This is a genomic window from Paenibacillus rhizolycopersici (assembly GCF_014947195.2).
GTDB lineage: Bacteria > Bacillota > Bacilli > Paenibacillales > Paenibacillaceae > Fontibacillus > Fontibacillus rhizolycopersici.
This window is the reverse complement of sequence record NZ_JADCNN020000004.1, coordinates 74413-98914: the sequence shown is the minus strand read 5'-3', so window position 1 is coordinate 98914 and position 24502 is coordinate 74413. Positions and strand designations below refer to the sequence as shown.

27 protein-coding genes are annotated in these 24502 nt (G+C 52.7%); 24 read left to right on the top strand and 3 right to left on the bottom strand.

What is annotated here, in order from left to right; genetic code table 11:
- Positions 1-124: 124 nt before the first annotated feature.
- The 13 genes from IM700_RS05870 (at position 125) to IM700_RS05810 (ending at position 8793) form a co-directional block, all read left to right on the top strand.
- Entirely contained in the window at positions 125-1348 is a 1224-nt protein-coding gene (locus tag IM700_RS05870) for a WD40 repeat domain-containing protein (protein WP_193415131.1), read from the top strand.
- Positions 1349-1382: 34 nt separating this feature from the next.
- A complete protein-coding gene (locus IM700_RS05865; RefSeq protein WP_193415132.1) occupies positions 1383-2102 on the top strand; it encodes a hypothetical protein in 720 nt (239 codons plus the stop codon).
- Positions 2103-2266: 164 nt separating this feature from the next.
- Positions 2267-2719: a DinB family protein gene (locus tag IM700_RS05860; RefSeq protein ID WP_239483646.1), complete on the top strand. Its 453-nt coding sequence runs from the start codon at positions 2267-2269 to the stop codon at positions 2717-2719.
- A gap of 91 nt (positions 2720-2810) precedes the next feature.
- Positions 2811-3704: a pentapeptide repeat-containing protein gene (locus IM700_RS05855; protein WP_193415133.1), complete on the top strand. Its 894-nt coding sequence runs from the start codon at positions 2811-2813 to the stop codon at positions 3702-3704.
- The gene (locus tag IM700_RS05850) at positions 3701-4615 is read left to right on the top strand and encodes an AraC family transcriptional regulator (RefSeq protein WP_193415134.1); all 915 of its coding nucleotides are present in this window, start codon (positions 3701-3703) and stop codon (positions 4613-4615) included. The genes IM700_RS05855 and IM700_RS05850 overlap by 4 nt, the downstream gene beginning before the upstream one ends.
- Before the next feature lie 14 nt (positions 4616-4629).
- Positions 4630-4980, top strand: a complete 351-nt coding sequence (locus IM700_RS05845) for a VOC family protein (RefSeq protein ID WP_193415135.1) — start codon at positions 4630-4632, stop codon at positions 4978-4980.
- 43 nt (positions 4981-5023) lie between these two features.
- On the top strand, positions 5024-5731 hold the full coding sequence (locus IM700_RS05840) for a YjjG family noncanonical pyrimidine nucleotidase (protein WP_193415136.1): 708 nt from the start codon (positions 5024-5026) through the stop codon (positions 5729-5731).
- 94 nt (positions 5732-5825) lie between these two features.
- Positions 5826-6329 (top strand): GNAT family N-acetyltransferase, encoded by a 504-nt coding sequence (locus tag IM700_RS05835; RefSeq protein ID WP_155605214.1) that lies wholly within the window; start codon positions 5826-5828, stop codon positions 6327-6329.
- Between the two features lie 117 nt (positions 6330-6446).
- A complete protein-coding gene (locus tag IM700_RS05830; RefSeq protein WP_193415137.1) occupies positions 6447-6956 on the top strand; it encodes a cupin domain-containing protein in 510 nt (169 codons plus the stop codon).
- Positions 6949-7449 carry a GNAT family N-acetyltransferase gene (locus IM700_RS05825; protein WP_193415138.1) on the top strand — a complete coding sequence of 167 codons (501 nt, stop codon included), beginning with the start codon at positions 6949-6951 and terminating at the stop codon, positions 7447-7449. The genes IM700_RS05830 and IM700_RS05825 overlap by 8 nt, the downstream gene beginning before the upstream one ends.
- Positions 7446-7946, top strand: coding sequence for a GNAT family N-acetyltransferase (locus IM700_RS05820; RefSeq protein ID WP_193415139.1), 501 nt, complete (start codon positions 7446-7448; stop codon positions 7944-7946). The genes IM700_RS05825 and IM700_RS05820 overlap by 4 nt, the downstream gene beginning before the upstream one ends.
- 26 nt (positions 7947-7972) lie before the next feature.
- A complete protein-coding gene (locus IM700_RS23430; protein ID WP_193415140.1) occupies positions 7973-8368 on the top strand; it encodes a zinc ribbon domain-containing protein in 396 nt (131 codons plus the stop codon).
- Between the two features lie 2 nt (positions 8369-8370).
- Entirely contained in the window at positions 8371-8793 is a 423-nt protein-coding gene (locus IM700_RS05810) for an NUDIX hydrolase (protein ID WP_193415141.1), read from the top strand.
- Positions 8794-8849: 56 nt separating this feature from the next.
- Here the strand turns inward: IM700_RS05810 and IM700_RS05805 are convergent, their stop codons facing one another.
- The gene (locus IM700_RS05805) at positions 8850-10130 is read right to left on the bottom strand and encodes an amino acid permease (protein WP_193415142.1); all 1281 of its coding nucleotides are present in this window, start codon (positions 10128-10130) and stop codon (positions 8850-8852) included.
- 115 nt (positions 10131-10245) lie between these two features.
- Here IM700_RS05805 and IM700_RS05800 point away from each other — a divergent pair, with 115 nt between their 5' ends.
- The 5 genes from IM700_RS05800 to IM700_RS05780 all read left to right on the top strand — a co-directional run bounded on the left by IM700_RS05800 (position 10246) and on the right by IM700_RS05780 (position 16320).
- Positions 10246-11154 (top strand): LysR family transcriptional regulator, encoded by a 909-nt coding sequence (locus tag IM700_RS05800; RefSeq protein WP_193415143.1) that lies wholly within the window; start codon positions 10246-10248, stop codon positions 11152-11154.
- Positions 11155-11242: 88 nt separating this feature from the next.
- The gene (locus IM700_RS05795; protein WP_193415144.1) at positions 11243-12709 is read left to right on the top strand and encodes an amino acid permease; all 1467 of its coding nucleotides are present in this window, start codon (positions 11243-11245) and stop codon (positions 12707-12709) included.
- Positions 12710-12865: 156 nt separating this feature from the next.
- Positions 12866-14869: an alpha/beta hydrolase family protein gene (locus IM700_RS05790; protein ID WP_193415145.1), complete on the top strand. Its 2004-nt coding sequence runs from the start codon at positions 12866-12868 to the stop codon at positions 14867-14869.
- Between the two features lie 123 nt (positions 14870-14992).
- On the top strand, positions 14993-15730 hold the full coding sequence (locus IM700_RS05785; RefSeq protein WP_193415146.1) for a sulfite exporter TauE/SafE family protein: 738 nt from the start codon (positions 14993-14995) through the stop codon (positions 15728-15730).
- A gap of 68 nt (positions 15731-15798) precedes the next feature.
- Positions 15799-16320 carry an HXXEE domain-containing protein gene (locus tag IM700_RS05780; protein WP_193415147.1) on the top strand — a complete coding sequence of 174 codons (522 nt, stop codon included), beginning with the start codon at positions 15799-15801 and terminating at the stop codon, positions 16318-16320.
- 159 nt (positions 16321-16479) lie between these two features.
- On the opposite strand, the gene IM700_RS05775 is transcribed toward IM700_RS05780, so the two are convergent.
- The gene (locus IM700_RS05775) at positions 16480-17190 is read right to left on the bottom strand and encodes a hypothetical protein (protein ID WP_193415148.1); all 711 of its coding nucleotides are present in this window, start codon (positions 17188-17190) and stop codon (positions 16480-16482) included.
- Between the two features lie 160 nt (positions 17191-17350).
- Here IM700_RS05775 and IM700_RS05770 point away from each other — a divergent pair, with 160 nt between their 5' ends.
- The 6 genes from IM700_RS05770 to IM700_RS05745 all read left to right on the top strand — a co-directional run bounded on the left by IM700_RS05770 (position 17351) and on the right by IM700_RS05745 (position 23393).
- Positions 17351-17971, top strand: coding sequence for a class I SAM-dependent methyltransferase (locus tag IM700_RS05770; protein ID WP_155605225.1), 621 nt, complete (start codon positions 17351-17353; stop codon positions 17969-17971).
- Positions 17972-18117: 146 nt separating this feature from the next.
- Positions 18118-18621, top strand: coding sequence for a GNAT family N-acetyltransferase (locus tag IM700_RS05765; protein ID WP_193415149.1), 504 nt, complete (start codon positions 18118-18120; stop codon positions 18619-18621).
- A 45-nt stretch (positions 18622-18666) separates the two neighbouring features.
- The gene (locus IM700_RS05760; protein WP_193415150.1) at positions 18667-19458 is read left to right on the top strand and encodes a lipid II flippase Amj family protein; all 792 of its coding nucleotides are present in this window, start codon (positions 18667-18669) and stop codon (positions 19456-19458) included.
- Positions 19459-19487: 29 nt separating this feature from the next.
- Positions 19488-20114 carry an NUDIX hydrolase gene (locus tag IM700_RS05755; RefSeq protein WP_193415386.1) on the top strand — a complete coding sequence of 209 codons (627 nt, stop codon included), beginning with the start codon at positions 19488-19490 and terminating at the stop codon, positions 20112-20114.
- Between the two features lie 37 nt (positions 20115-20151).
- The gene (locus IM700_RS05750; RefSeq protein ID WP_193415151.1) at positions 20152-20466 is read left to right on the top strand and encodes a hypothetical protein; all 315 of its coding nucleotides are present in this window, start codon (positions 20152-20154) and stop codon (positions 20464-20466) included.
- 128 nt (positions 20467-20594) lie between these two features.
- Complete coding sequence (locus IM700_RS05745) at positions 20595-23393, top strand: glycoside hydrolase family 3 C-terminal domain-containing protein (RefSeq protein ID WP_193415152.1); 2799 nt, start codon at positions 20595-20597, stop codon at positions 23391-23393.
- A gap of 73 nt (positions 23394-23466) precedes the next feature.
- Here IM700_RS05745 and IM700_RS05740 read toward each other — a convergent pair whose 3' ends face one another.
- Positions 23467-24465 (bottom strand): iron-hydroxamate ABC transporter substrate-binding protein, encoded by a 999-nt coding sequence (locus IM700_RS05740; protein WP_193415153.1) that lies wholly within the window; start codon positions 24463-24465, stop codon positions 23467-23469.
- Positions 24466-24502 lie beyond the last annotated feature (37 nt).

Genomic DNA, 24502 nt, shown 5'->3' with positions numbered 1-24502 from the left:
AAGACGTTACAAGAACGTTACAAGTCGGATATTTTTACGTGATAACTCTTTTCTATACTTAGGTCAACAGGGGAAACCGAAACGCTTCGGAGCTCCTGTGGCACTAACGCGGGAGGTACCTGTGATGAAGCATCACGCTGGGAAGTACGGGTTCACGCTGTTGGCTGCAACGCTGTTGTCCATCGCCTTAACGGCATGTCAAGCAACCGGAGACCGGCTGACGGTCGTGGACCCTGGTGCCACTCGCCAATCCGGGCAGCAGACGCCCGTCCGAGGTGGAGCGGATGAAGCCAAAGCCAAGCGACAGTTAACGGTAGTTCACACGCCGAGGCAACCGGCTAGCCGGGAGGTAACCGTTGCTGGAACGCATAAGATTGAAGCCGCGAGCATTCAATCCTGGATTTCAGAAGACGAGGTGGCAATCGAAACGATCCGACTCGTCAAAGCCGGGATGACGACTGAGGAACCTCAATACGAGTACGCGACTTCAATCCTGAACCTGGTGAATGGCCAAACGCGCAAACCCGCGGGAGAGGAGGGACAGCAAATGGACGGCTATATGCTCGTGAAAGAGACCTTGTCACCAAACGGGGGGTACAGCTTTATTCAAAAATGGAAGGACAAATATACTGCCGACAATTTCGTGAAAGATCGCGGGACGGGCGAAACGATTCAAATCCCCGGGGACAACTACTTGGAACTGGGTGGCTGGCTTAACGAGAATACGTATGTTTTGGCCGCCGGTTCTATGAGTGGGCGCGGAGAGATCCGGCAAATCTCTGCGGCGGATGGGAAAGTGACGAAGCTTCCGCTGGAGGATCCTGACGTTGAGGTATTTACGCAGTTTGGCGTCAGTCACGGCCGAATCTACTATACCGACAACCACCAGGTATTGAAGGTGTTTGATCCGGGGCAGACGAAGCCGGTCAGCTTAATTCGCGACGTATGGGATTTCCAACTCTCACCGAACAGCCAATATATATCCGTGTCTACGGTTACCCAATCGGGAGCGTTTCAAGGCAGCGAACTGCTGATCTACGACTCGGCCGGCACCCTCCAGGGTACGCTTATCGGCAAAGGTGACCTGATCTCCTACGTATCTTGGTCTCCGGAGTCCGACAAACTGGCGTTCGACGTGTATACCGAGAAGAAACCGGGTATGAACGGGGTGTATCTGTTCGACACGGGTTCAGGGCAAGTGTCGCCGCTCGCTCCCTATTACGCGTCCACGGAGCCGCTCCCCCATCCGGTATACCCATTAAGCTGGAGTCCATCGGGTAAACAGCTGGGTATTACGGTGGATGATCCTACAACGCTGCTTGTCACTCAAGTCATCGAGTTTAAGTAATTGAAAAGAACATTGTGAGGAGAGGAATAACCATATGAACAACAACATGAAAAAATCGATCTTGGCTTTCGCTGTAGTGGGCATGACCTTTACCGGAGCCGCAGGAGTCTTCGCAGGAACGCAATTGCAGAAAATCACCGCTTATTTGAATCACCAAATCGGCATCCAGGTTAACGGTCAAACCTACGCCCCGGTTGACGGGCAAGGGCGTCAGTTGGCGCCAATCACTTACGACGGAACGACGTATTTGCCGGTACGGGCATTGGCGGATGTGCTGAAGGTTCCGGTGAATTATGACGCTACCCTCCATCAGGTGCAAATCGGGAGCAAAGCTCCGGAAACCCCGGAAATCCCTGAATCCAATACAGATTTGATCACTGTAAACTATACAAAAGCCCAGTTGGAGGAGATCATCAAAGCGTTCGCCAAATTCGAATCCTTCGAAACGCCATATGCGCCCCAGCAAATGGCTAAAGGGGATGGCTTTAAGCTGGTGGGCGCCTCGGATGATGGCGTGAACTTGATTTTTAATCATATGACGGTTTCGATATCCCCGCGGGATTATGCTTACGAATACGAGGGAAAAACGATCACCTTGTCGAACGGTGTTCAAGCGAAATGGTACACTCCGTCTGAAACGCCGATGCTTTCCTTCAAGTTGGATGACCGTTTCGTGACGCTAAGCTCGCCGGATGGCAAAATAAGCCAAACCCAGATGGAGAAGGTAGCCGTCACTGTTGCGAAGTTGAAATAAACTCTTTAGGGATCTCGGAAGGTCTGTCGGAGCAGGAGTTCATCCTGTTACGACAGGCCTCTTTTGATTAGGCAAGGGTTAGCAAATCGGCATTTACTTCCAGCTGTATTCTGGCCTAATATGGAGTTATTGGTTACGTTATCGAATCGAGGAGGGGGAGCGGGATGATCAAATCGTTTGATCGATTGGAGCTTTTGTTGGCGGAGTTTTCGAGAGTCGTGAGCGCCATGGACGAGGCAAGCTTTGTGAATAAACCGTCGCCGGAGAAGTGGTCGAAGATGGAGATCCTCGGGCATTTGTGCGATTCGGCGGCAAATAACCATGTGCGGTTTATGCGGATTCTGACGACGGATGAGCCGATCAGAATTGATGGGTACGCGCAGGATGATTGGGTGAAACGCCACGGCTATCAGCATTACTATCACCGTGAGGAGCTTCTCCTGTTGTGGAATCAACTTAACGGGTTGATCCTGAATGCGCTGCGTAGTGCCACCGAATCGGATGGAGCGAAACGATGTGTGCTCACCGACGGTACCTCGCTAACACTTGACGAATTATTTGAAGATTATATCCGGCATGCGGAGCATCATCTCGGACAAATTCGCGATATTCGTTAAGGGAATAAAACTAGGAAATTCCTTTGATTTTCCCGGTTCCTTGTTTATATTAGATACACAACCTTGAAGAAGAAAAGAGAGGAATTTCGTTATGCCTGACAACTTAACGACCGGGGAAACAGCTTACGGGCAACGGCGATTATCGCTGCGAGCCGACTGCGACAATTGCTTTGGCTTGTGTTGTGCCGCCTTGCCTTTCGCGACATCGGTGGACTTCGCTGCGGATAAGGCGGCAGGACAGCCTTGCGGACATTTGCGGGAGGATTTTCGCTGCGGGATTCATGGCAGACTGCGGGAGCAGGGCTATCGAGGCTGTACAGTCTATGACTGTTTTGGCGCAGGGCAACAGGTCTCACAGGTAACTTTCGCTGGGGTGAGTTGGCGTCAAGCGGCGGGATCTGCTAAGCCGATGTTCGAAGTGTTCCCGGTGATGTGGCAGCTGCACGAATTGCTCTGGTACCTGGACGAAGCGCTAAGTTTATCCCAGGTGAACGATTTGCATGATCAGCTGCGCTTCGCCTATGACGAGACTGAACGGCTCGCTTACGCCGGTGCGGACGATCTGCTCGCCTGTGATCCGGCAGTTCATCGTGCCAAAGTCAACGAGCTGCTGCTGGAGGTGAGCGAGCGCGTCCGTGCCGAAGCGCTCCGACAGGCCAAGTCGTCACCTGGACGCCGCAGAAACTTTGGACGCGGCGCTGACTTGGTCGGGGCGAAGCTTCGGGGGGCCGACTTACGTGGTGCCCTTCTGCGAGGCGCTTATCTGATCGCCGCCGATTTGCGGGGAACGGACCTCTGCGGCGCCGACTTGATCGGTGCAGATCTGCGGGATGCCGATTTAAGAGGTGCCGATCTGTCTCAGAGCTTGTTCCTTACCCAAGCTCAAATCAACGCGGCTAAAGGGGACTCGGCTACGAAGCTACCGCCTCTCCTCCAACGGCCCTCCCATTGGGAGGGGGCTCCGGGGAGGATTGAAGCGGGATGAACGATTATCAGGAAAGAGTTAACCAGGTCTGTGCACACATCGATGCGCACTTGGATCAGAAGCTCAGTCTGGATCAATTGGCCGAAGTCTCCCATTTTTCCAAATATCATTTCTCGAGGATATTTGCTTCAGTTACAGGGCGTACGCCGTTTGCGTATATCGCTCAGCAGCGATTAGCCCAAGCTGCCACTTATCTGCGGGAATCTCCCCTCCCTGTGCTGGAGATTTCCCTGCGATGCGGATTTGAATCGGCCTCAAACTTCAATGCGGCATTTAAGAAGTACTACGGCCAAACACCAACCGAGATGCGCGAACAAGCACGGCAGGATCGCAATATTTCGCAATCGTTCCGCAATCTCGATGAAGTCGCTGCAGCGCCATTCCGATATGATCAAACTGTAAAACACAGTTTATTGAGGAGGGTTTGGCAAATGCAAGCAACCATTGAAGAGCTTCCCTTGATGGAAGTAGCGTACGTAAGGCATGTGGGCAGTTATCTGGAAACCTATCGCGCTTGGGCGAAATTAGGCATGTGGGCCGCGGAACATCGTCTGTTTCCGCCGGGGCAATCTTATATCGGCATTTCACTGGACGATCCCGCAGTGACTGAGGAAGAGGAATGCCGGTACGATGCCTGTGTGACCGTTCCAGAAGGGTTAAGCCAAACGGATACGCCGCCGGAGATTCAGTTTCAGACGCTGCCGGGAGGACTTTATGCCAAGTTTTATTTCTATGATACAACGGATAAGCTTGCGCTTCTGTACCAGAGCATTTTCGGTAACTGGCTGCCGGACAGCGAATATGACCCGGACGACCGGTACTGCCTAGAGTTCAGCATGAACGATCCGGCTCAGGATCCCGAAGGCAAGGCCAAGGTGGACTTATACATTCCGATCAAAACAAGGGCGTGAAAGGAGAGGTTTATTTGAATCCGATCAGCAATCAAATCGGGGCGGTGTTTCTTCCGGTCAGTGACATTGAACAGGCCCGGGACTGGTATTGCGGCTTACTAGGGCTGCCGGTCGACGGAAAAGTTCTGCACGGCCATTTATACGTGCTGCCGATGCAGGGGGCTGGCTTGGTGCTGGACAGCAAAATCTATGCCAAAGACAAGACGTTTCGCGTTCCTGCGTTTCATTTCAACACGCATGACATTACGGAAGCTTACGCTTATATGAAGGAGCGGAACGTGGAATTGGTTACGGGGATCGAGAATAATCATTGGTTTAATTTCAAGGATCCCGACGGGAATCTGCTGATGGTCTGCCAGTGCTAGGCGATGCTTTACGATAACTTAGAACGCAACAGGAGGAGCTCCATTGACTTATACGCATATTTTATTCGACGCGGACGATACGTTATACGATTATCCGAAGGCGGAGAGCCATGCCTTAACCCGGACGCTTACGGAGGCAGACATTGCTTGCACCGATGAGGTGATGGAAGCCTATCAAGCGATTAATCAGCAGCTGTGGCGCGACCTTGAACAAGGGCTGGTTACGCAGGCTGCGCTTCGGACGGAGCGGTTTGCTCGGCTGGTGCAGGAGCTGGGCCTGACTCCCCGTTTCGAGGTGGGGGAGATCAGCGAGCGTTATCTGGAGTTGCTCGGAGAAGGCATATATCTAATCGACGGCGCTTACGACATCTGCCGTGATTTGAACGAAGCCGGTGTTCACCTGGCAATCATCACCAACGGGATTAAGAAGGTGCAGACAAACCGGATCGCCGGTTCGGAATTGTCGGGGATGTTTGAGGCAATCATTGTGTCCGAGGATACGGGATATCAGAAGCCGCATCCGGGTATTTTCGATTATGCCTTTGAGCAACTGGGGCTTCGGCAGGCGGACAAAAGCCGAGTGTTGATTGTCGGAGACTCCCTGACTTCCGATATAAGTGGCGGCCTAAACTACGGCATCGATACCTGCTGGTTTAACCCGTTCCATCGCCCGAATACGCTGGGCCTGAAGCCAACTTACGAGATTCGCAGCCTGGCGGAACTCATAATGCTGGCCGGAGTCGACCACTGACGGGTAGCTCTTGCCCGCCGGGGCATTGAAGCTCTGGATATTTATCTCCGTGACCAAAGAGGACGGTAACTCGCGAAACCAAGGAGGGCTCTACATGGACGTTCGAATCGCAACCATTTTACCGTCTCAGAAGGCGCTGTTCTTTAATTTGTTTAATTTGTATTTGCATGATTTGTCGGCTTTCACCGGCGAGGAACCGGGTGATGACGGGAGATTCGACCTAGCGAACACGTACCTCTATTTGGAGCGGGAGGAACTGCATCCTTATTTTATTTATTGTTCGGGGAAGGTGGCTGGTTTCCTACTGGTTTGCGCACCGCCTTTTGTACCTGAAGAAATCGATTTTACGGTACAGGAGATGTTTATTCTACATAAATATCGCGGGCAGAAAACGGCAGAGAAGGCCGTATCCGAAATCCTGCGGCGCTTGTCGGGCCGGATTCGGGTGGAACAGTTGCAGAATAACGCCATTGCCGTTGCTTTCTGGAAGAAGATTTACCGGCAGCACGGAATCACATTCGTCGAGTCGATCGAAAGCGTGGAAATCGAGGGGCTGCCTGGTCTCCACGAGGTTCTGGCCCAAACCTTTTCGTTATAAGAGAACAAGAACCATCCGAACGGTCCGAAATTAGGTATAATGGAGAGACCAACGCATGACCCGGCCCCAGGAAAAGATGATCGGCGGCCGGGCATTTTTTTATCTAGGGGGAGAGGTATGGCACATCTTTATCACGCGGACCGCGTTACGTACCATCTGAAGCAATCAACGATACCGGAGTTTGCTTGGCACACCAGCGAACGCTTGGCGGAGCTGTCCGGCTCCAAACACTTGACGTTCGATATCCGCTCGTTGGATCCGGGGAAATACTCTTATCCGTATCATTTTCACCGCAATGCCGAGGAACTCTTCGTTATTCTGGAGGGAAGCGCGTTGCTCCGTACGCCGGAAGGGAAACAGGAATTACAAACCGGGGATGTCGTCTTCTTCGAGACGGGTCCTTCAGGAGCACACCAGCTGCTTAATCATACGGATAAGCCGTGCAAGTATCTGGATATTCGCACGAATGTGGGGCTGGATGTCTGCGAATATCCGGACTCGGGGAAAATTAATATTTTGCCTTATCAGGAAATTTACGATAGCGCTGACCAAGTGGACTATTTCAAGGGCGAGGATCAGGTTGCAGATAAATGGGCGGCCAAGGAGCGCGGGATAGAGAATGAATAGTAGTCCATCGCAACTTCGCTTTTATGCTAAGGAGGAGGATTTTGAAACGCTTCAAGGGTTTGAGCTCCTCTCCGAGCAAGTCGAATTTACTGCGCTGCCTGGCGAGGCTTTGGAAGTGGCTGCCCAGGATCCAAACCGATATCCGGTGGTCATCCAATCGGCGGAAGGGGAGACGGTCGGATTCTTCGTGTTGCACCTGAATGCGGGTTCGGATTTGTTGGTCGATAACCCGCGGGCCATCCTCTTACGGGCCTTATCGGTTGATTTCCGGCAACAGGGTAAAGGGTATGCCAAAGCGGCAATGCTGCAGCTTCCCGCTTTCGTAAGGGAACATTTCCCCGAAGTCGATGAAATCGTGCTTGCCGTAAACGCACGGAATCTTACCGCCCAGCGGCTATACCTCCAGGTCGGGTTTGAAGACCGCGGTTTAACGCGATTAGGTCCGGTGGGATTGCAACATATCTATCATTTCAAGGTGGAGAGAACGGGATGACTCTAATTAGAGAGATTCGAGAGGACGACGCCGAGCGGTTCTTGCACCTTTGCCTGCGATTGGATCAGGAAACGAAATTTATGCTTTATGAACCGGGAGAACGAACCACGACAGTAGAGCTGCAGCGGGATCGGATTCAAGCGATTCTGGCAGATGGACGCTCCACGATCCTAGTAGCGGAGGAGATAGGCGAGCTCGTTGGTTATCTGGCTATCTTCGGCGGGAATGCGAACAAAACGAAACACATCGGTCACATCGTCATAGGTATTATTGAAGCTTATACAGGAAGTGGCTTGGGGACTTCGCTGTTTCATGCGGCCGAAAAGTGGCGCGAAGAGAGCGAGCTCACCAAGTTCGAATTAACGGTGATGGTACCGAATGAACGGGCCGCTGCGCTTTATAAGAAAATGGGTTTTGAAATCGAAGGGGTTAAACGAAATTCCATTCGGATGGATGGGATGTACGTCGACGAGTACTATATGGGGAAAATTTTCTAAGCTTGATCTCTAAGGAGGCGGAGGCCATGATTCAATGTCCTTGGTGCGGAGAGCGGGTCGTTTTGGTCCAAGACGTTTGTCCCGAATGCAGACATGAGGTGCTTCCGGAGCATCTGGAGGGATTGCCCGGCCCGGAACCTGGCGATCCCACCGAACCCCCTCGGGTCATGGATTACTTCAATTTGGAAGAAGTGCTGCAGCGCCGGTTCAAATGTGGCAAGTGTGGGAACCGGGAGGCAACGGTGAAAGAGGTGGCGATGACCGGCACCGGACTGAGTCAACTGATGGACATCCAGCACAACCATTACCTCTTTGTCTCCTGCCTGCATTGCGGTCATGTGGAAATCTATGACCCGGACGTACTTCGAGGACACCCGTCTGGCAAATTCTCGACCATTCTGGATTTATTGTTTGGAGGTTAACGATGAAACGAACGGATGTCGTGTATCTATTGATTACCGATGAGACTAGAACTAAAGTGCTCATGGTGCAGAATGAAAATGAAGCCTGGACGTTGCCGGGAGGTGCGGTAGAGCCTGGAGAGACGCTGCAGATGGCGGCGATCCGCGAAGGCAAGGAGGAGACGGGACTGGATGTTAAGGTGTTCGGGATCGTGGCCGTGAACGAATTCGTACATACGGATAGAGATGAACATGTGGTATTACTGACATTCCGGGCGGAAATCGTCAGCGGTGACCTGGAGATTACCCGGCCGGACGAAATTCTGGCTATCGAGTGGGTGGATGTGCAGCATGCCGATGAACGGATGCCCTATTATCTCGAAGGAATTAGTTCTATCGTGACGAAGGGTGTGGAGGTCACGTATTTTGACGAAGGCCGAATCTGAGATTTGAACATCAAAAAGGCCTGCCGAACTCTCGGCAGGCCTTTTCCGATATTGGTTTAGGATTCCAGTGAAGCCGCCTTCCGCCGACTGATGCGTAACTGGATCGCGAGAAACAACAGGGTGATTAGCAGCGGGTACAGCATGGCCCAGCCGGTGAACGGAAACACGACGGCCGTGGCGGCGAAAGAAATCCAGCTAAGGACAACTCCGGTGCGGCTGCCTTTCAGAAGCCGAATTCCCGCAGCGCAGCCGCCCATATACGTCAGAATAAAGGTCGCGTTCGGAAACTGGATCAGCGTACTTAGGGATACCGTCCCGGTTCCGTAAAGCATCATCACTGCCGCAAAGCAGAACATGAGGAATATGAGCGAGCCGGTGGGAGTATGAAACCGTGGAGACAACCCCTTCCACCATTTCGGGGCACTGCCTTCGCGAGCCATGGCGTATGCGACCCGAGCGGCAGCTCCGGTATAGGCGATGATCGCGGCCATGCAAATGAACAGCCCCGTAATCCCGGCGACGATACCGCCCCATGAACCCAGCGGCTGACTGATAATCCAGACCATGGAAGACTCTGAGCCGCCCTTCAGGTAGCTTTGCGTGCCAACCGTGGCTAATGCCGACAAAAAGTATAAAGTCCCTACGATAATTGCGGCGGCGGTCACCCCTTTGATTGCCGCCTTTTGCGGATCCTTAAACTCCTCGGACATGTGCGATACCGCCTCCCAGCCGATGAAGCACCAGAACAGCATGGAAGCGGCCTGGCCGACGCTGAGCCAGCCATGCGGCATAAACGGGGTAAAATGAACGCTTTCCATTCGCGGCAATGCCGCCCCGAAAGCGAAGATTAACACGGAGGCGATGGCAATAACTACGGCAATCTGGATTTTGCCGGCGAGCTGCATGCCGACCCAGTTCGTCAGCAGGCCGACAGCCAGCATCACTGCGGCAACCGTCAGCTTGGCACCTTCTCCCCAGCCCAGCGCCGCGGTTAAGTACCCGGCACCGGTCAAAGCGGCCACAGGTCCACCGATCGGCACCGACATCAGGAAAAACCAGCCGACGAGCGTTCCGGTTTTCTTCCCATAAGCTAAGGTTACGAAGTGAGATACCCCGCCGGCATTTGGATATTTAGCAGAAAGCAATCCCATCGACAACGCCATCGGCAAAATAAGCAAAGTCATGAATCCCCACGCGAGCAAGGAAGCCGGGCCGGCCGTCTCCGCCGCCAGTCCGGGTACGATCAAGACGCCGGAGCCCAGCACGGCGCCGATGTATAATGCGATAGCCTGCGGCAGGCCAATCCCCTTTTGGAGTTTGGTGGTTGTTTCTTTCATGGAGGTTTCCTGCTTTCATTGTGTTTTTTTCTAGCGTATCAGATAATAGATCCATAGGAAAAACAGAATTATCGAATTTTATCCATTCGAATTTCCGATGGAAGTAGGTGAACTTATGGAGTCCCGTCATTTATTTACGTTTCTGGTCGTGGTCGAGGCTGGCAGCTTTACTCGGGCCGCGCAGCAGCTCGATTATGCGCAGTCCAGCGTTACAGCACAAATTCAGGCATTGGAGGCAGAAATCGGGTTGCCGCTGTTCGACCGGATCGGCAGAAGGATCGTCTTAACCGATGCGGGTCGACGATTGCTCCCCTTCGCCCAAGAGATCTCCAAGATCCACGAGATGGCCAAAAACGCCCTGCGTCCGGAAGCGGATATGGCCGGATCCCTAAAGATCGGTGCACCGGAATCGCTGGCTGCGTTCCGTTTGCCGGAGGTCATCCGTCATTACAGGCAGCGTTATCCTCAAGTGCAGATCGTGCTGAAGCCCGGACAGTGCTGGGAATTAAGGGATCTGGTTCGTTCAGGGGAACTGGACGTGGCTTTTCTACTACAGCCGGAGGTGGAGGATCGGGACTTGCACATTGAAACGCTTGTTCATGAGCCGATGGCACTGGTCGCTCCGGCTGACCATCCCTTAAGCCAGGAGCCGGAAGTCGTTCCGGCCCAGTTGAAGGATCAAACGATCCTGCACACCGAAAGCGGCTGTTCCTATCGTACCTTGTTTGAGCACTATTTGAACAGTCATGGCGTTTTCCCCGATCCGAACTTAGAGTTCTGGAGCGTTGAAGCGATCAAACAGTGCGTGATAACCGGCTTGGGCTTGTCCTTCTTGCCCCTGATCACCGTGCGCAGCGAACTTACGGAAGGCAAGCTGGTGAAGCTGAACTGGAACGACGAATCTCAGCGGGTTGCAACCCAGTTAGCCTTGCACCGCAAGAAATGGAGATCTCCGGCTTTGGAGCAATTCGTCTCTATGGTACGGGAACAAGCGGAGCGGTGGCGCGAAGAAGTGGCTTTGTAGGCCTTTGCATCGTATTAATGTAACATATTTTCGTTAAAATACGCCAATACTCCCTATAGTTACTAAAGCGAATAGGGAGGCGTGCGATGTGAGTAACGGCAAGGCAAGGGAAAAAGGAATCTCCACGTTTCATTTAACGATGCTGGCGCTTGGCACAGTGGTCGGAGGCTCGTTCTTTCTTGGTTCGGGCGTAGCGATTAAAGCGGCGGGTCCTAGCATCTTATTTTCATATATACTTGGTGGTTTGCTGGTCTACGTCATCCTCTATGCTCTTTCGGAAATGACGGCAGCCGACCCGGTGCCGGGCTCTTTTCGCACGTATGCCGAACGCAGCTTTGGGCGGGGCGCCGGATTTGTAACTGGCTGGGTATATTGGATCGGCTTGATTCTGGCGATGTCCAGCGAATCGATTGCCGCTTCAACATTCTTGAGGGAGTGGTTCCCGAGATTCCCGGAGGTCGCCATGGGTATGATCATCATTGTGGGGATCACTTTGCTTAATTTGCTCGGGGCCAACTACCTAAGCAAGCTGGAAAGTGGTCTTGCCGCAGTCAAGTTGCTGGCGATCGTCGGGTTCATCGTGATTGGGCTAGCCCTGATCGCAGGCTGGGTACCCGGAACCCCGGCCGCAGGCGTGGGCGAATTGCGGGGAACTGCATGGTTTCCGGGCGGATTCACGGGAATTGCCGGCAGCATGCTGATTGTGATTTTCACCTACGCTGGATTTGAGGTCATCGGCTTGGCCGCTTCCGAGGTTGAGAATCCCAAGAAGACGATTCCCCGGGCCATCAACATGACCTTGATTAGCTTGGTGGCGTTATATATTGCCTCCATCGCCGTGGTCCTTATGCTGTATCCGACGCAAGGCATGATTGCGGATCAAAGTCCGCTGGTATTGGCCTTAACCCGTTGGGGAATGGGGTGGGCCGGGATGCTGATCAATATCGTGATGATAACGGCAATTTTGTCTACCATGCTGGCCTCCACGTTTGGCCTTGCCCGGATGCTGCGTTCCCTAGCAGCGGAAGGTCATGCCCCCGCTTGGCTGAAAGATCGGCAGGATATCCCCTACAAGGGGATCTTGTTCTCTGGAGCCGCCATGCTGTTTGGCTTGGCCATGGGTTACCTGCTTCCTCAGCAGGTTTACCTCTTCCTGGTCAGCTGCGGCGGGTTTTCGCTGCTGTTCTCCTATTTTATGATTCTGGCATCGCACTATCGCTGGCGGCGAACGACGCCTTGCTCTCCCGAAGCCGCCTGCCAGCTTCCGGGATATCCTTACACGTCTTGGGCTGGCCTTATCGGCATGGTCGGGATTATCGCGAGTATGCCGTTTATTTCCGGACAAGGCGCCGGGCTGGTGGTCGGTTTGAGCTTGGTCGCCCTGCTTGCCGGGATCTACTGGGTGAAACAGAGAAGATCCCGTGAACCTGTTCGGACCCTGCCAACGCGGGTCACAACGCCGCTGATGGAAGCGGCGGAGGAGATGACCGGCGGCAGGGGAATCCGGGAGGCTGATGGCGAAGCGCAAAGCCCCACATCTGAGTCGAAAGAATAATGCTGATCTCGCGTGACTTCCTCCAATTTCTAGAGACCTACTCCGAACTTGATCGGGGAAGGTCTTTTTTTATGGATTTCATAGCGACTTCTTCTTCTGTTGCGGATCTCGGCGTAGTAGAATGGGATAAAATGCCGGAAAAGGAGTGGGTCAGGAATGGAAGCGTTGCAGCTTGAGGATTTTACCGGGTATCGTTTCCTGTCGGCCGTACAGCTTTCACCAAACGGAAGTTATGCCGCCTATGGCGTGAAAATCAGCAATCCAGAGAAGCAGGGGTATCTCTCCGATTTATGGATCACTTCAGTTCGAGACGGGCAAACCCGTCAGTATACGGGAATGGGAGATGTAGGGTCGTTTCGTTGGCTGGATGACGATACTCTGTTCATTCAGGCAGACCGGGAGCATCTGGACAAGGAGCCGCATCCGCTTGAGCCCCAAACCCATTTCTATACCTTACGCCTGGATGGAGGCGAAGCGCTCAAAGCTTTTACCCTTCCGCTGCGAGTAACGGAAATCTTGCCGCTGAACGACAGCCGATGGGCGGTACGTGCCTCTTACGACAACGCCAATCCGACAATCACGGGACAGACGGAGGAAGACAAGGCCAAAGCTCGGAAGGCTTACGATGAAGAGCAGGATTACACGGTCTTGGACGAAATTCCGTTTTGGCAAAACGGCGCGGGAATCACCAATAAGAAGCGGAATCGAATTTATTTGTATGATGCGGCAAACGGAAGCTTGACGCCGGTAAGCGCTCCGTCTTTTGACGTATCCCTGATGAAAGTGAACGATACTCGAACGCAGCTCATGTACATAGGGGTAGAATATTCTGACAAAATGGAACTGACCGATTCGCTCTGGACTTTGGATCTTGGCACAGCCCAAGCGCGCGAACGGATTCCGGCCGGCACTTATCAGTTCCGTTCGGCAGAGTTTCTAGGGCAAGATATCGTATTCGCCGCTTCGGAGCACAGAAAATATACGATCAACGAAAACCCGACGTTTTCGCGCTTGGACCCGGAAGGGCGGATCGTCCGGTTTGCCGATCCGGACTTCTCCGTGGGCAACACGGTAGGTAGCGACTGCCGCTTGGGCGAAGGACGATGGTTTAAGGCGGAGAAGGACGGCATTTACTGTCTTGTGACCGACCGGGCATGCTCCCGGTTGTGTAAAATCACCTATGATGGACATACCGAGTTTCTCAGCCAAGCCGAAGGCTCTATGGATGTGTTCGCCAAGAGCGGGGAAACAGTTGTGTTCATTGGGATGCGGGAGCAACGGCTGCAAGAGCTCTACCTGCTAGAACTGTCCTCCGGGGAGGAAATTCAACTTACAAATTTCAACGATCAGGTCCTGCATGGAAAATACGTTGCGGTCCCGCAGCCGCTGAGCTTCGTAAACAAGGACAGCGTGGAGATCGACGGCTGGGTGCTGCTGCCGAAGGATTATGATGCTAGCCGAACATATCCGGCCATCCTGAACATTCACGGCGGTCCGAAAACCGTATACGGAACGGTATTTTTCCATGAAATGCAGCTGTGGGCCAATGATGGTTATTTTGTGTTATACAGCAATCCGCGAGGAGGAGACGGACGCGGGGACGATTTTGCTGATATCCGGGGGCGCTATGGCACGATCGATTATGAGGATTTGATGGAATTCACGGATCGGGCCTTGGCAGCTTATCCCGCGATCGACTCGCAGCGGCTGGGCGTCACCGGGGGAAGCTACGGCGGGTTTATGACGAACTGGATCATTGGGCATACCGAGCGTTTTGCCGCCGCCGTCTCTCAGCGGTCCATCTCCAATTGGATTTCAATGTGCTGTACCACCGATATCGGCTACTATTTCGCCGTAGATCAAACCGCTTCTACGCCGTGGGACGGGGCGGAGCACATGTGGGAGCAGTCCCCGCTAAAGTATGCGGACCGCGTGCAAACCCCGACCCTGTTTCTTCATTCCGACGAAGATTTCCGCTGCTGGCAGGTGGAGGCACTGCAGATGTTTACCGCTTTGAAAATGCATGGCGTGGCGTCGCGGTTATGTCTGTTCAAAGGCGAAAACCACGAGTTGTCCCGTTCGGGCAAACCGGTGCACCGGATTCGCCGACTGAAGGAAATTTCGGCGTGGTTTCATCTCTATTTACAACCGACGATGTAGCTAGAATTCCTCCTTCGGCTCTTCGGCCGGTTCGAGAGATTGGGCATAGAAGGAACCGGCCGATGGTGGTAAAGTAGACGGAGTATATCTACAGGAAAATCACCCCAGAAGGAGCCCGTTCTCATGGAGTCGTCCGTCCTTATCTTGCTTGGTATCATCGTTATTTTGGCAGCCGGATTCACACAGGGACTAACCAGTTTTGGTTTTGCGCTGATCGCGACGCCGATCCTAGGTCAGATCATTCCGTTGCAGGAAACGGTTCCGATCATCGTCATGTTGAGCCTATGCACGAATGTGATTGTATTCGCTGGCTGCTACAAACACGCCGATATTCGTAAGATCTGGCTCCTGATCCTCTCTAGCTTGTTGGCTGCTCCGCTGGGGACCTATCTTTTGCTCTTTTTAAGCGGGGATGTCCTAAAGCTGGCTACTGGCACCCTCATTATCCTTGTGGCTGCGCTTCAACTGGTGGGCAAATCGTTTCCGGTCAAGCGGGACAAGCTGGCGTACCTGCCGATCGGCGCATTGAGCGGGCTGCTGAATGGAAGCATCTCGATGAGCGGTCCGCCGGTCGCTTTGTTTCTATCCAACCAGGGAGTGGGCAAGGAGACGTTTCGTGCCAATATTTCGGTATACGGGATCTTCCTTAACATCGTGACGATCTTGACCTACCTGTACGGGGGATTGTTGACTCGAGAGACACTTCACTACACAGGCTGGTTCGTCCCGAGCATGCTGATCGGCGTGTTCGTCGGCATTCGTGCGCTGAAGAAGCTGGATGAGCAGCGGTTTAAACGAGTAGCCCTATGGCTGATCATGGTTTCCGGCGTGTGGACGATCATTGGCGTTGTGACAGGGTAAGCCAATGTGGAGAATGAGGGGAAGACTGAGGTTGTTGTGATTGGATCTGTTCGAGAGGGGGGTAGTAGATGGACGACTTAAGTATTTCATCTCTGGTCTGGCTGTTTCTCGTAGCGTTTGTCATCCATGACATGGAGGAGATGATCTGGGTCGGGCCATGGGCGAAGCGAAATCGTCAGAAGGCGGTGGCTGCGGTCCCGGCTCGTATGAGGCGTTCGTTAACGCAGATGCTTACCATCAACAGCAGCCAATTCGCCGTGGCCGTTCTGCTGGAATTTATCGTCTTTGTTCCGTTTACGCTGATGGCGGCGGAGCAAGGAAGGTTCTTTATCTTCTTATCCATTAACTCATTGTTCTTCTTGCATGTGTTTACTCATGTGGCCCAGTCGCTCTATTTGAAAATGTACACGCCGGGCGTCGTCACCGCCGTTCTGATTGTACTTCCTTATTCGTTGGTTTTGTTTGACCGTCTGCTTTCGGATAACCTGGTAACCTGGGGCGAGATTCTGCTCAGCGTTCCGGTTGGGTTGCTCGTCGTACCGCTGGTGATGGTCGGCCATGAGCTGGGCAAACGTTGGGTGAAGTCTTAGCGGACAACGACGCAGTGAATTTTGGGACTATCTGCAGGTCTTAAATCACAAACCCCGCCATTACGTTCTTTAACCCTTACTGCTGACTTATCCCTAAATCAGAGAAAAATAAAAGCCTTCCGGTCGCGCACTGATGCCGCTGGAAGGCTTTTGAAATGGCTATAAGATCGATTCTTGGCTCAAGGCACTGGTCGGCCTTTGTTCGCGCAGCTGGTTCAGCAAATCCTTCATGCGGGCCGGGATTTCTCGCTTCAGTTCCTCCCAGGTTACCAGCATGTCGGGCGTCCAATCGAACGGCATATAAGTGCCGGCGATGTCAAACCGGAAGCTGCGGAGATGCTTGGCCGCGAGCTCATCGGCATCGGGTAGTGTCTTATACGTACCGCGTAGCATGTCGGGCTCCAGTACGCCGTCTTTTCCCGCATGCTCGCCGGTTGCCAGATGCAAGTTCGGCAGTAGATCGAACAGCTCGCGAAGCGGGGAGTAGGCGTGTTTTCCCGGCTGACAATATAAGCTGATGCTTCCATCAGATCCGACGTTCGTTTTACTGGGGGCGATGCCTTTCAAGTACGTCCCGTGGAAGCTGGCCTCGCAGTCGACGACAGCCCCTTGCGGCGACAGGAAGATCCACATATGTTCCAGATCGTAGAGATGCGTAATATCGTAGTCCCAATAGACCGCATATTCGATCACGGCGCCTACGCGCTTGTGATCAACCTCCAGCATTCGTTTGAACGAAGGGGATGGCCCGGTTTCCGTAAGCACCGTCACGCCGACCCGGATGGGACGGAACGGCTCATGTTCATCGATGAGCATGCGCGGGATATGATGAAAGGCCAACTCCCGCCAGTTGGCACTGTTGTCCAGCATGCTGATTGCCTCCTCTTATCTCATTTGATCCCATGACAAGCTTAGCACGTGTTTTTCATCCCAGTGTTAACCTCAGAATAAGGTTTTTCCTATATCTATCATCAGTTCTCTAATATAATGTTTGTGAACGAAAATACATACCTATTGGAGTGTGAGGATCTTGCAAGAAATATTCAAGCAAGTACCGTTGTACCGTTTTCTGGCCTATTGTATGGAAACGAACCTTCCAAGACGGATTCTCGATTGCGGGGCTGGCGGGGATATGCCTCCCTTGAGCCTGTTTAGCGCTTACGGCTTTACTACCTATGGCATCGATGCGGATCCGGAGCAATGCCACCGAGCTAATGCGTATGGCCGGCAAAAAGACCAATCCTTGAACATCCGTGAAGGGGATATGCGCAAATTAGACTTTCCAGATCAATCGATGGGGTTCGTGTACTCGTACAATTCGATATTTCATATGCGTAAACAAGAGGTCCTACAATCGCTTGTGGAGTTAAAGCGCGTCTTAATGCCGGGCGGGCTGATGTTCGTTAATTTTCTGACGACAAATGACTTCCGATGCGGGCAAGGTCCCGACGTGGGGAATCATGAACACGAGCAATTTGACGATGACCAACCGGTGATTCATTCCTATTACGAGCCGGGGGAGCCAGATGCTCTCCTGAGCGATATGGAGATTTTGTATAAAGAGGACAGGGTGCTTGAAAGAATTTATGAAGGAGAACGCATCAGACAAGGGTTCGTTGATTACATTGTTAGAAAGAAAGCGATTTCATGATTAGGGGTAGCATTCCCCGTTGCGAACAGTGTATCATAGATTTGTAAAATGTCCTTTATATCACTTTTCGACATACGACCCGGCTGGAGATCGCCCATATCCAAGGCTGGGTTCAGTTATTTTAGACAGAGAAAGGATTGAAGTTGATGGATTCACTGCTGATCCGTCCGGCAAGTCTGAACGATATCGACGGCATTCGCGAGGTGGCCGTGGAAACCTGGAACAGCACGTACGAAACGATTTATCCGGAGCATTTCATTGCGACGTATTTGACCCATGCCTATGCCAAGAGCAGCCTGGAACAAAGCATTACGTTGGATGAGGCGCAATCGTCGCGCAAGTTTTTGGTTTCGGAATGGGAAGGGGAAATCGTTGGTTTCGGCCAATTGTCGGAGCCGGATGAGGGAGTTAGCGAACTGACTCGACTTTATATATTAAAAGAGCATCAGCGTAAGCGCATCGGCAAGCAATTGCTGAACGAGCTGATTCGCCAGAACCCCTTGATTAAGGAAATTTATGCCTGGTGTGAACGCGAGAACGGCATCGGTACGCTTTTTTATAAATCGAACGGGTTCGTGTATACCGAAGAGAAGGAAGAAGTATTGTTCGATTATCGAACGATGATGGCCAAATACGTGAAACGCATTTAGGCAAGGCCATGAATCTAAGGGAAGTTAAGTGGAGATGGGAATAAATTGACCACCAATCTGGCCATTGTATGTATCCTAACGATGATTATTCATGCAGCAGAGACCCTATCGTATTCAATCCGTTATGCCGGTGTGAAATTGAACAAAATCGTTGTTGCGTTGTCTCTGACCGGGATCGTCGTGCTTGTATCTAGAACAGCGAATATGCTTCAGGCACCGATGACGGCCACATTTATCGATCACGCCAGGAAGTATCCCGATTTTCAGGTGATGGACACGCTGCGGATCATCCTGTTGGCCGGTTCTGCCGGAACGCTGCTGGCGATGCTTCTATTTCCTACCTGTGTAAATCTCTTTGAACGCGTGATCGCCAAGCTGGAGGTGGCAGGATCGCTGCCCAAGCTGGTCACGAGCGTATCGATCCCGCAGCTCAAAAACGTCCGGCATTATTTTCGCAAGCCCAACCTGCGTCTTCGTTCCTTTCGCCTCATGGGAGTTCCGAAGCGCTTTATATTGCTGAATATCGCGGTGACCGCTTTCTATACGGTTGGCGTATTGGCTTCTTTATACGCTGCTTATCTGGTGCCGGAACTGGCCACGACGGCCTCACAAGCGTCCGGCATCATTAACGGCGTCGCTACCATCCTGCTGACGATCTTTATCGATCCAAAGCTCGGGCTGATTACGGAACGGGCGCTACATCAGGAAGAATCCCGGCAACAACTCGGGAAGATCTATATTTTATTGATGGGTGCCAGATTTCTGGGGACGCTTGCGGCACAAGCAATCATTCTGCCAGCAGCCTATTTGATCTCGGTAGCGGTTCAATGGATCTAGAGCATTTCTACACGAAAGGTTGCGATACGATGTCGGACTCGATTCCGCGGCGGTTATGGCTGGAATGGGCGAAGCAAATCCAGTCGATTAGTCAGGCCGGGTTGGCCTATTCTAAAGATATGTACGACCTTGAGCGTTTTGAAATGCTTCGCGAGCTCAGCGTGGACATTCTGGCCCGTTACACGGAGGTTGAGACGGAGAAAATTAAGTCCCTGTTTGCCGGAGAAAGCGGGTATGCCACCCCCAAAGTTGACGTTCGCGGCGCGGTATTCCAAGAAGACCGGATTTTACTCGTCAGAGAACGAATTGACGGGGCTTGGGCGCTTCCCGGCGGTTGGGCGGACATCGGTCTTTCGCCGAAAGAAGTCGTTGTCAAGGAAGTGAAGGAAGAAGCCGGTCTTACTGTTGTCCCCGTGCGATTGCTTGCCGTGTTGGACAAGAAATTCCACGAGCATCCTCCCGAAGCTTACCATATCTACAAATTGTTCATTTTGTGCGAGATTGCCGGAGGGCAAGCGGAAGCCGGGATGGAGACGCTGGAGGTCGGATTCTTCGGCCGGGACGAATTACCGCCATTGTCTACGGGGAGAAACACCTCGAAACAGATCGAACGTTTATTCGACCTTCGTCACGAAACTGAAGTATGGCTTGACTAGGCACACTTAACCCGATGAAGGAAGGCAGGTCATCTTTATGTTATCCAAACGCAAAACTTTGATTTTCTTGATCCTGTCGCAGCTCGTGTATTTGATGTTTTCCATCTCGTGGCTTGTCGTGCTGGGCATTTCTGCGTATTTGTTTCGAGATTCCGGCGATGTGAATCCAGGGATCAGAGGGTTGTTTGCCTACCTCCAGGCTTATCCCGGGGGGCTACTGTTAGGCTTGATTTTGGGATGGACTTTCTTCGCTAAAGGCAAGTACAAACAAGCCGTATGGTGGAATCTGCTCCCTTTGCTTTGGGTGGTGCCGTTTATAGGGATCATCATCTACGCCAATATCTTCGCATGAATTCCCCTTGCAGGAAGCAGGTTATTCTATCCAACTTCACGTTGGTTTTGGTATAGTTATAGCTAGGTCTACTACTTATGAGGCATCCCTTAACGGGATCTACTAACGGATAGGAGAGAGCAGAGATAATGAGCAAATCGATGTTGGGCGTTCCTTTGAAAGGTTTCGCCGAGTACAGCCGAATCGCGGCAGCCGAAGGCGGCGTTTTGTTGAAAAATGAAAACGCTATGCTTCCGATTCGTGAAAATGAAATTGTATCCGTTTTCGGAAGAAGTCAAATCGATTACTACCGAAGCGGCACGGGGTCTGGCGGCGCCGTGAACGTTCCTTATGTCGTCAGCATTTTGGACGGGCTCCGGGCCAACCCGCGCATTCAGGTCAATGAGCAGCTGGCCGGGCAATATGAGCAATGGATTGCCGAGAACCCGTTTGATAACGGCGGCGGCGGTTGGGCTGCCGAGCCTTGGTGCCAGCAGGAAATGCCGCTGACGGACGAAATCGTAGCGGAGGCTAAGAAGGTGACGAACAAGGCGGTGGTCGTCATCGGCCGGACGGCCGGCGAGGATAAGGATAATGCCGATACCGAGGGAAGCTATCGCTTAACCGAGCAGGAACGGCTGAATCTCGAAACGGTCACCCGGCATTTTGAACAGGTAGCGGTACTCATGAACGTTGCTAATGTCATCGACATGAGCTGGATTAACGATCCGGTACACCAAGGCCGAATCCATGCGGTCATGTTCGTATGGCAAGGCGGAATGATCGGCGGTCATGCGGTGGCCGACCTGCTGTCGGGAGATGTCACGCCAAGCGGCAAGCTGCCGGATACGGTCGCTTATCACATCGAGGATTACCCGTCCACAGCCAACTTTGGCAGTGAAGTGCGGAACTTCTATGAGGAAGATATTTATGTAGGTTACCGTTATTTTGAAACATTCTGTCCGGATAAGGTCCTATTTCCTTTCGGTTATGGACTCTCCTACACATCCTTCACCTGGAGCGTGCAAGGGGTGAAGCTCGAAGGAGCTGGCATCGATGCCCGGCTTGAAGTTAAAGTTGCGGTGACGAATACCGGAGCGGATTTTGCCGGAAAAGAAGTTATTCAGCTGTACTATGAAGCGCCGCAAGGTCAATTGGGCAAACCGGCCCGGGCGCTCGGAGCTTTTGCGAAAACCAAGTTGCTCCAGCCTGGCGAATCCGAGGTGCTGACGCTGCAATTACCGGTGCGGCGGATGGCTTCCTATGACGACGGCGGCTTTACGGGGAATAAATCCTGTTATGTAATGGAAGCCGGCGATTACGAGCTTTATGTCGGCAATAGCATCCGAAACACGGAACGGGTTGCCGTGAGCGGGAAAGCGGCGTTCCATCTTGCTGAAATGGCCGTAGTTGAACGGCTGGAGGAAGCTGCGGCTCCGGTTGAACGTTTTTCCCGGATGAAGCCGGGGACCCGCAAGGCGAACGGCACGTATGAAATCGTGCGCGAGGAAGTCCCGCAGCGAACGATTTCGCTCAGAGAACGCATCGAAAGCAGATTACCGGAAGCGTATCCGCAAACAGGCCATCGTGGCATCATGCTGAAGGACGTTCAAGCCGGTAATTCCAGCCTAGAGGAATTCGTCGCTCAACTGAGCGACGCGGATCTGGCCACAATCGTGCGCGGCGAAGGCATGAGCAGCCCGAAGGTCACGCCGGGAACGGCTTCCGCTTTTGGCGGGGTAGGGGACAATCTGCTGGAGTACGGGATCCCGGTGGCTAGTGCTGCCGACGGCCCTTCCGGCATTCGCATGGACAGCGGTTTGAAGGCAACTCAACTGCCAATCGGCACGTTGCTCGCTTCCAGTTGGGATGTTGGTCTGGTAGAATCGTTATACGTGCTGGAGGGACAAGAGCTTCTGCAGAATGAAATCGACACCCTGCTGGGCCCGGGAATCAACATCCATCGGCACCCATTAAATGGACGGAATTTCGAATATTTCTCCGAAGACCCGTATTTGACCGGTTGTTTCGCGGCGGCCATGACGCGTGGGATTAAGAAAGGCGGCTCGTCCGCGACGGTGAAGCATTTTGCCGGCAATAACCAGGAGCAGGCGCGTTCGAAAGTGGACACGGTTGTCTCTGAACGGGCTTTGCGCGAAATCTACCTGAAAGGCTTCGAAATGACGGTGAAAGAAGGAGAAGCGACTTCGATCATGACCTCCTATAATCCGGTCAACGGTCATTGGGCGGCTTCCAACTATGATCTCAACACGACCATTCTCCGAAACGAATGGGGTTACGAGGGCATCGTCATGACGGACTGGTGGGCAGTCATGAACGACTGCGTAGAAGGCGGACCGGCCGATGCGAAGAATACATCCTTCATGGTACGCGCCCAAAACGATCTGTATATGGTCGTGAACAACAATGGCGCGGAGATCAATTCGCTGGGGGATAATACGCTAGAAGCTCTGGCCAATGGATCGTTGACGGTCGGCGAATTGCAGCGGTGCGCCATGAATATTTGCCGGTTTTTGATGAATGCACCGGTATTTGCCCGTGAACCGAAATCGGCTGACGAGGTCCGCTCGATCCAGGCTGTACAAGACGGTAAGTTCGTTGTCGGGGAAGGCACAGAAGTCTATTCGTTGTCCCGCTCGGAAAGCGCCAAAGTTCTGGCCAGTGCACAGACCGTGGTGGTGCAGGTGCGGGAAGCCGGGGTGTACACGGTGACAGCGCATATTCGATACGAAGCCATGAACCTGTCGCAATCCGCCTGCAATCTTCTGTTGAATGGCGAGCTATTGACCACCGTGCAGACGAATGGCACCTTTGGAAAATGGGTCACTCAGAAGCAGCTCCGCATCGAGCTTACAGAAGGCGATTACGAGCTGAAGTTTGATTATATCAAGCCGGGTCTGGAAATCGGCTGGATCGAGTTCATTTAATAAATGAAAAAGGGATGAGCCCTTCCGTTCGGAAGCAAGGGCTCATCCCTTTTGATTTATTTAGCGTGAGGCATTAAGGCAGAGAGAGGAATCCGTCCTTAAAGATCTTCAACAAATACTCCAGCGTGACCGGATCGCTGTATGTCGAAGCGGCGGTGTCGATCTCGATGACATGGCCGTTTTTGACGGCCGGAATGTTCTTCCACGTATTGGATTGCAAAAACTCGTTTTGGGCTTCTTTGTTCTGGCTCAGCACGATGTAATCTCCGGCATATTCAGGCAGGATTTCATTCGATAATGTGTAGTAGCCGGGGCCCAAGGCATCCTTCTTCGCTTTTTCCGGCATGTTAAGTTCCATCATTTGATATAACAACTCCGTACCGCGGGCCCAATTGTTCCCGAATACATAGAAGTTCTTCGTGTCATATTCGAAAACGGAGACGGTGGCGTCCTTGCCGATCTTGGCTTTGATCTCTTCGCCTGCTGCTTTGGCACGGGTCGTGAAATCCTCGACCCAGGCTTTAGCTTCCGCTTCCTTGTTCAGCACTTTCCCGATTTCCACCTGCTGCGCCAAATAGTCCAGCTTACCCCAGGTATAAATGATCGTCGGCGCAATTTCGCTTAGTTTATCGAGATTTTTCATATGCGACCCGGCAATGATGAGGTCGGGTTCCAAGGCGAAGATTTGCTCCGGATTCTCTTCCGATACGACAGCGATGTCTTTTAATTTGTCGGTGAAGAGCGGGTTTTTCATCGTCCAGGTGTCCACACCGACCAGCGAGCCACCCAACGCCACAATGTTCGGAGCGTTCGTCAATGCTACGATCCGTTTCGGATTGGCGGGAATTTCGATGGGACCGTTCTCCGATGGATATGTAACCGTATCGGAAGCCGAATCCGTTGCCGCGGAGTCGTTTCCGTTCGTGCCACCTGCGGCGTTCTCGGCCTGGGTATTTGCCGCCGCCGCATTACTCTGGGTATTGGCCGCAGAATCCTGCCTTGCCGATTCGTTACCGCAGGCTCCAGCCAGGACGGCGAAGGCCAAAATAAAAGGGATAAACAGCTTCTTCATACGTGATTCTCCTTGTCACCGATTTATATGATAATGA

What these genes read in the sequence shown, in the direction of transcription:
- IM700_RS05835 (WP_155605214.1), top strand. Translation starts at nt 5,826, where the DNA reads ATGGACGTTCGAATCGCAACCATTTTACCGTCTCAGAAGGCGCTGTTC.
- IM700_RS05750 (WP_193415151.1), top strand. Translation starts at nt 20,152, where the DNA reads ATGTTATCCAAACGCAAAACTTTGATTTTCTTGATCCTGTCGCAGCTC.
- IM700_RS05745 (WP_193415152.1), top strand. Translation starts at nt 20,595, where the DNA reads ATGAGCAAATCGATGTTGGGCGTTCCTTTGAAAGGTTTCGCCGAGTAC.
- IM700_RS05755 (WP_193415386.1), top strand. Translation starts at nt 19,488, where the DNA reads ATGTCGGACTCGATTCCGCGGCGGTTATGGCTGGAATGGGCGAAGCAA.
- IM700_RS05775 (WP_193415148.1), bottom strand. Translation starts at nt 17,190, where the DNA reads ATGCTGGACAACAGTGCCAACTGGCGGGAGTTGGCCTTTCATCATATC.
- IM700_RS05765 (WP_193415149.1), top strand. Translation starts at nt 18,118, where the DNA reads ATGGATTCACTGCTGATCCGTCCGGCAAGTCTGAACGATATCGACGGC.
- IM700_RS05785 (WP_193415146.1), top strand. Translation starts at nt 14,993, where the DNA reads ATGGAGTCGTCCGTCCTTATCTTGCTTGGTATCATCGTTATTTTGGCA.
- IM700_RS05810 (WP_193415141.1), top strand. Translation starts at nt 8,371, where the DNA reads ATGAAACGAACGGATGTCGTGTATCTATTGATTACCGATGAGACTAGA.
- IM700_RS05850 (WP_193415134.1), top strand. Translation starts at nt 3,701, where the DNA reads ATGAACGATTATCAGGAAAGAGTTAACCAGGTCTGTGCACACATCGAT.
- IM700_RS05830 (WP_193415137.1), top strand. Translation starts at nt 6,447, where the DNA reads ATGGCACATCTTTATCACGCGGACCGCGTTACGTACCATCTGAAGCAA.
- IM700_RS05790 (WP_193415145.1), top strand. Translation starts at nt 12,866, where the DNA reads ATGGAAGCGTTGCAGCTTGAGGATTTTACCGGGTATCGTTTCCTGTCG.
- IM700_RS05740 (WP_193415153.1), bottom strand. Translation starts at nt 24,465, where the DNA reads ATGAAGAAGCTGTTTATCCCTTTTATTTTGGCCTTCGCCGTCCTGGCT.
- IM700_RS23430 (WP_193415140.1), top strand. Translation starts at nt 7,973, where the DNA reads ATGATTCAATGTCCTTGGTGCGGAGAGCGGGTCGTTTTGGTCCAAGAC.
- IM700_RS05865 (WP_193415132.1), top strand. Translation starts at nt 1,383, where the DNA reads ATGAACAACAACATGAAAAAATCGATCTTGGCTTTCGCTGTAGTGGGC.
- IM700_RS05870 (WP_193415131.1), top strand. Translation starts at nt 125, where the DNA reads ATGAAGCATCACGCTGGGAAGTACGGGTTCACGCTGTTGGCTGCAACG.
- IM700_RS05825 (WP_193415138.1), top strand. Translation starts at nt 6,949, where the DNA reads ATGAATAGTAGTCCATCGCAACTTCGCTTTTATGCTAAGGAGGAGGAT.
- IM700_RS05805 (WP_193415142.1), bottom strand. Translation starts at nt 10,130, where the DNA reads ATGAAAGAAACAACCACCAAACTCCAAAAGGGGATTGGCCTGCCGCAG.
- IM700_RS05855 (WP_193415133.1), top strand. Translation starts at nt 2,811, where the DNA reads ATGCCTGACAACTTAACGACCGGGGAAACAGCTTACGGGCAACGGCGA.
- IM700_RS05780 (WP_193415147.1), top strand. Translation starts at nt 15,799, where the DNA reads ATGGACGACTTAAGTATTTCATCTCTGGTCTGGCTGTTTCTCGTAGCG.
- IM700_RS05800 (WP_193415143.1), top strand. Translation starts at nt 10,246, where the DNA reads ATGGAGTCCCGTCATTTATTTACGTTTCTGGTCGTGGTCGAGGCTGGC.
- IM700_RS05820 (WP_193415139.1), top strand. Translation starts at nt 7,446, where the DNA reads ATGACTCTAATTAGAGAGATTCGAGAGGACGACGCCGAGCGGTTCTTG.
- IM700_RS05860 (WP_239483646.1), top strand. Translation starts at nt 2,267, where the DNA reads ATGATCAAATCGTTTGATCGATTGGAGCTTTTGTTGGCGGAGTTTTCG.